Annotated in this window: 5 protein-coding genes; 2 read left to right on the top strand and 3 right to left on the bottom strand. The window is 63.6% G+C overall.

Annotated elements, in window-relative coordinates; all coding sequences use genetic code 11:
- A partial coding sequence (locus tag QZ189_RS10605) for an HD domain-containing protein (RefSeq protein WP_296421732.1) occupies positions 1 to 1004 on the bottom strand: 1004 nt, incomplete at its 3' end.
- Positions 1001 to 2305 (bottom strand): carboxyl-terminal processing protease CtpZ, encoded by a 1305-nt coding sequence (gene ctpZ, locus QZ189_RS10600; protein ID WP_296421731.1) that lies wholly within the window; start codon positions 2303 to 2305, stop codon positions 1001 to 1003. The genes QZ189_RS10605 and ctpZ, both read right to left, overlap by 4 nt.
- 17 nt (positions 2306 to 2322) lie before the next feature.
- On the opposite strand from ctpZ, the gene petB reads away from it, so the two are divergent.
- Positions 2323 to 3003, top strand: a complete 681-nt coding sequence (gene petB / locus QZ189_RS10595; protein ID WP_010315065.1) for a cytochrome b6 — start codon at positions 2323 to 2325, stop codon at positions 3001 to 3003.
- 125 nt (positions 3004 to 3128) lie between these two features.
- Positions 3129 to 3611 carry a cytochrome b6-f complex subunit IV gene (gene petD / locus QZ189_RS10590; protein ID WP_010315067.1) on the top strand — a complete coding sequence of 161 codons (483 nt, stop codon included), beginning with the start codon at positions 3129 to 3131 and terminating at the stop codon, positions 3609 to 3611.
- A 64-nt stretch (positions 3612 to 3675) separates the two neighbouring features.
- Here petD and QZ189_RS10585 read toward each other — a convergent pair whose 3' ends face one another.
- Positions 3676 to 5127, bottom strand: a complete 1452-nt coding sequence (locus QZ189_RS10585; RefSeq protein WP_247479771.1) for a glycoside hydrolase 100 family protein — start codon at positions 5125 to 5127, stop codon at positions 3676 to 3678.
- Positions 5128 to 5197 lie beyond the last annotated feature (70 nt).

Here is a 5197-nt window from a genome sequence, read left to right as displayed (position 1 = left end):
GCCCGAGCCAGTAGCGCCAGACGCCTCTCCTGGGGGAGCTGGCTGAGATCGGAGGCCCGCAGCAGTTCTCGGTTGAGGACCCGTCCGCAGAGTTGCTGGAGCGGGGCCGGTCCCTCCTCCAGCCAGCGCTGCAGGTGATAGCCCGTTCTCACGTCGTCATTACCCAGGAAGGCCTCGAGATCAAGGCTCTTGGGTTCCCAGAGCCAGCGCTGCATCACGGCATCGGCCCAGACCTGATCGGGTCCCAGTTCCCGGGCCAGCGCAATGGTCCGGTTCAGCAGCCAGTTGCAGACCACATTGAGGCGGTGGTTGTAGACGCTGCGGTACATCAGGTTGCGCACCACCAGGTAGTGCTCGACAGCCATCAGCCCCTTGGGCTGCAGGGCGAGTTGGCCATCGGGGGCCAGGGTCAGGCTGGCCAGGATGCGCTCGAGGTCGAGCACCCCGTAGCTGGCGCCTGTGTTGTAGCTGTCCCGCAGCAGGTAATCGAGGCGATCGCAATCGAGCTGGCTGCTGACCAGCGCCTTGATGGCTGGATTGCGAAAGCGGCCGTGCTCCAGCAGGTCGGCGACCTGATCGGCCGTGCCCTCAGCAAAGGCTTCAAGCGGCTCCCTGAGCGAGGGGTGCTCACGGATCAGTCGACTGGACCAGCTCTCATGGTGCAGTCCATACATCTCCTCGCCGGAGTGGCTGAGGGGGCCATGGCCGACGTCGTGCAGCAGGGCCGCGGCGTAGAGCACCCCCCGGTGCTCGCTCAGTTCGGGATGGCTGCGGCCCAGGTTTCCCAGGGCCTGGCGGGCGAGATGCAGGACCCCCAGGGAGTGGGTGAAACGGCTGGACTCGGCCCCGTGGAAGGTCAGGTAGGCCGGCCCCAGTTGCCGGATCCGCCTGAGCCGCTGGAAGACCGGCGTGTCGATCAGATCGATCGCCAGGGCTTCGGCGGGTTCGCGCCGGGAGAGTCGGATCGCCCCGTGCAGCGGATCGTGATAGGTGCGGGCGCTCATCCGGCTTCGATCTGCTCAGCGAGTTGGTTCAGGGCGATCTCCAGCCAGGTGTCCCCGTCGCCGCCGGGATTGAGCGGTTCGGGATCCGCCAGGCGTTGGTCGGGTTCGATCCCCAGGTTTTGGATATCCCGTCCACTGGGGGTGAGGTAGCGGGCCACGGTGACGGCCAGACCACTGCCATCACCCCCCAGGCCGATCAGGGTCTGGATCAAGCCCTTGCCAAAGGTCCGGCTGCCAAGCAGCGGTGAGCGCTGGTCGTCCTGCAGGGCCCCAGCCAGGATTTCACTGGCGCTGGCGGTGCCTTCGTTCACCAGGGTGAGCATCGGGCCGTCATAGAGCTGGCCGCGGCTGGCCTGCTGGGCATCGCTAAAGCCATCACGGTTTTGGGTCTCGACGATTGGGCCCCCATCCAAAAAGACGTTGGCGACGGCCAGGCCGGCGCTGACGAGGCCACCGGAGTTGTTCCTGAGATCCAGGATCAGGCCGTCGATGTCCTGGGCTTGCAGCTTCTGCAGTGCCTTGGCCAGCTCCTGGGGGACGGGTTCGGCGAACTGGGTGATGCGGATGTAGCCCAGGCGATGCCCAGCGGTTTGGATCAGGCGGCTGCGGACGGGCTGCAGGTCCACCTGCCGGCGCCTGAGTTCCACCTCTTGGGATTTGCCGCTCGGGGTGATCAGCTCCAGCAGAACGGAGGTGCCTTCTTTGCCCCGCAGACGGGCCGCGGTGGCCTCCAGGCCCAAATCCGCTGTGCTCAAACCATCGACACTCTTGAGAACGCTGGCGCTGCTGATGCCGGCTTCGGCCGCCGGGGAGCCCTCGAGCGGGGCAATGACCACGATGGCGGTGTCGTCCTGGCGAATCCCGAGCTGCAGGCCGACCCCACTGACGCTTCCTTCTGTATTGGCCTTCAGCGTTCGGAAGTCAGCTGGCCTCAGCAGGCGGGTGTAGGGATCTCCAATCGGGGCCAGCATCGCCTCGATGGCGTCGTAGGCATCGGCACTGCTCTGGATGGAGCGCTCCAGTGCTTTCTGCCGCAGCCGTTTCCAATGAATGGTGTCGAAGCGATCGGGATCGACATAGCTCTGGTTCACCAGGCGCCAGCTCTCAACCACGAGCTGTTGGCCATCGTTGAGGGCCAGGGCCGGTGCGGCGGTCAGCCAGAGGCTTAAGAACCAGGACAGCGCAAGCGCTGCAATGGATCTCAGCTCCCTCGAGCGCCGCGGAGTCGGGTTTTGTGGCGGTGATGTCACAAGCGGCGCCGCGCTCACGAGCGGCAGGAGGTGATCGGTAGACTCTGCCAACCAAACCCAATCGCTGCATGGCGAACTCCTCACCCGCCGCCGGCGGAAAGTCATCGCCCGTCTACGACTGGTTCAACGAGCGCCTGGATATCCAGGACATCGTTGACGACGTCGCGTCGAAGTACGTGCCGCCCCACGTCAACATCTTCTATTGCCTGGGCGGCATCACCCTGGTCTGCTTCCTGGTGCAGTTCGCGACCGGCTTCGCGATGACCTTCTATTACAAGCCGACCGTGGCTGAGGCCTACGCCTCGGTTCAGTACCTGATGACCGATGTCAGCTTCGGCTGGCTGATCCGCTCCGTGCACCGCTGGAGCGCCTCGATGATGGTGCTGATGCTGATCCTGCACGTCTTCCGCGTGTACCTGACCGGCGGCTTCAAGCGCCCCCGTGAGCTCACCTGGATCACCGGCGTGACCATGGCTGTGATCACCGTGTCCTTCGGTGTGACCGGTTACTCCCTGCCTTGGGATCAGGTCGGCTACTGGGCTGTGAAGATCGTCTCGGGTGTTCCCGCAGCCGTGCCCGTCGTCGGTGACTTCATGGTTGAGCTGCTGCGCGGCGGCGAGAGCGTTGGCCAGGCCACCCTCACGCGCTTCTACAGCCTGCACACCTTCGTGATGCCCTGGCTGCTGGCCGTGTTCATGCTCATGCACTTCCTGATGATCCGGAAGCAGGGCATCTCCGGTCCCTTGTGATTTCCGCCAGGGGATCGCTTTGTTGCGATCCCTGACGGCTTCTCTTTCGACGGCTCCGCCACACCCAGGGCGGTTTCTAGCCTTCCTTCACTGGGAAACAAACGACTCCAACGTCGGTCACCCTCATGCACATCCTTAAGAAGCCAGATCTCAGCGATCCCAAGCTGCGGGCCAAGCTCGCCAAGGGCATGGGTCACAACTATTACGGCGAGCCCGCCTGGCCGAACGACCTGCTCTACATCTTCCCGGTGGTGATCCTGGGAACCCTGGCCTGCCTGGTGGGCCTGGCTGTTCTCGACCCCGCGATGCTGGGCGACAAGGCTGATCCCTTCGCCACTCCTCTGGAGATCCTTCCTGAGTGGTACCTGTATCCGGTCTTCCAGATCCTGCGCGTGGTGCCCAACAAGCTGCTGGGTATCGCTCTGCAGACCATGATCCCCCTGGGTCTGATGTTGGTGCCCTTCATCGAGAGCTTCAACAAGTTCCAGAACCCCTTCCGCCGTCCCGTGGCCATGGGTGCCTTCCTGTTCGGCACCGTGTTCACCATCTATCTGGGCATCGGTGCGGCTCTGCCGATCGACAAGTCCCTGACCCTGGGTCTGTTCTGATCCAAGGCCCTGCTCTTGTGTTCTTCAGCCCTGGCCTCGTGCCGGGGCTTTTTTGTGCCCGCCCTTAGGGCGCGTTGATGTCGAGCATGTCCACGTCGTCGGTCTTGACCCGCAGGATGTGATGCAGCAGAAGGAAACCGACGATGGTCCAGGTCTGATAGGTCCGCGCCTGCTGTCCCACCCAGGTGCCGGTTGGTCCATCGAAGTACTCGGCCCACTGCTGCCTTGGCAGTTGGTTGAGCTGCATCCAGTAGCACTCTTCGAGCATGGCCTGCATCTGTCCCATCAGCAGGACATCGGCCGTGGGATAGAGCCGTTGATGCAGCAGAACGGCGCCGCCGAGATACCAGAGCAGGCTCGGCCAGTGGCCTCCGTTGTGATAGCTCCAGGGCCAGTTCTTCGGGTCTGATCCGGTTTTCTCACTCCACTTGTCCCCTTCGAGCGGTGGATGGCAGATGCGCATGGGCATCTGGGCCATGAGCTCATCGCGGTTGTGCAGCACCAGGCGGAAGAGAGCCCGTTGCTGGGGTGCGGTGATCAGACCAAAGAGGCAGCCCAGACAATTGCCCAGGCTGTAGAAGCGGAAGTCCGGCCGGCCGGTCCGCATGTTGCCGATCAGATAGCCGCCGCGATCCTCGAGCCAGTCCTGCAGCCAGGGCGGAATGACCTGGGGCTGGACGTTGAATTCGTTGAGGGACTGCTGCTCGCCGTATTGCTCGGTGGGGCGGCGGCGCAGGACCTGCATGGTTTTGCTGGTCACCCAGTAGTGCTTGAGCAGGTAGCGGCGTAGGTCGTATTTCCACTGCTTGGTCAGGACCAGTCGCTGCTCCAGCAATCGACTGTTGTGGCTTTTCTGCGCCAGCTCCATCAGCTGGCAGCAGCAACCGAGGCAGCCAAAGAGCAGGGCCTCGACCTCCAGTGGAGCGCCCCAGACATCCATGGGGCGATCAATCATGAACGAGCAGTCCGGCACGAAGAGCACGGGCGTGCCCTCGAAGGTGGGGTGCAGGACCAGATCGAGCAGCAGTTGGATCCCCCGCTGGACCTTCTGGCTGGCGCCGAACTCGTAGTCCTTGCTGCGTTTGACGTAGAGCCAGGCGAGGACAGGCCACCAGAGGCTGGCATCGACACTGGTGATCCGGCCGATGGAGCGCTGTCCGTAGTCAGCGAGGAGCTCGTCGCCGTCCTCGACAAAGCTGGTGGGGAAGACGCCGCGGGTTTGGTAGGTGCTGCTCTGCAGCTCCAGGGAGATATCGAGGAAGTTGCGAACGATTTGGTAGCGGCCCTTGAGCAGCAGGTAGAGCATCACCGGGACGTTGTCCCGCAGGAAGACCTCGCCGTAGTTCAGGGCTTCATCCCCACCGCCGGGATGGGAGAGGGCCGCTACGGATCCAACGAGTTCACCGCGGATGCGAACCAGGGTCTTCTCAAAGTGCTCCTCTGCGGCCGCAACGACCGCCTCTTCGCGCGAGCTGGGTCTGACGCGAAGGCGCTCTTGGCTGAATTGCTTGGCCAGGACTGGCCTCCCGCTCGTCGCCTGTCTTGCCAAACCCTAGAAATGGTCTGGGGTTTCGTCAGCCCCATGG

The organism is Vulcanococcus sp. CPBay_Sum15L08_68, assembly GCF_017855895.1.
Lineage (GTDB): Bacteria > Cyanobacteriota > Cyanobacteriia > PCC-6307 > Cyanobiaceae > Vulcanococcus.
The sequence above is the reverse complement of the archived record's forward strand: the minus strand, read 5'-3'. Positions and strand labels throughout refer to the sequence as shown.

What these genes read in the sequence shown, in the direction of transcription:
- petB (WP_010315065.1), top strand. Translation starts at nt 2,323, where the DNA reads ATGGCGAACTCCTCACCCGCCGCCGGCGGAAAGTCATCGCCCGTCTAC.
- petD (WP_010315067.1), top strand. Translation starts at nt 3,129, where the DNA reads ATGCACATCCTTAAGAAGCCAGATCTCAGCGATCCCAAGCTGCGGGCC.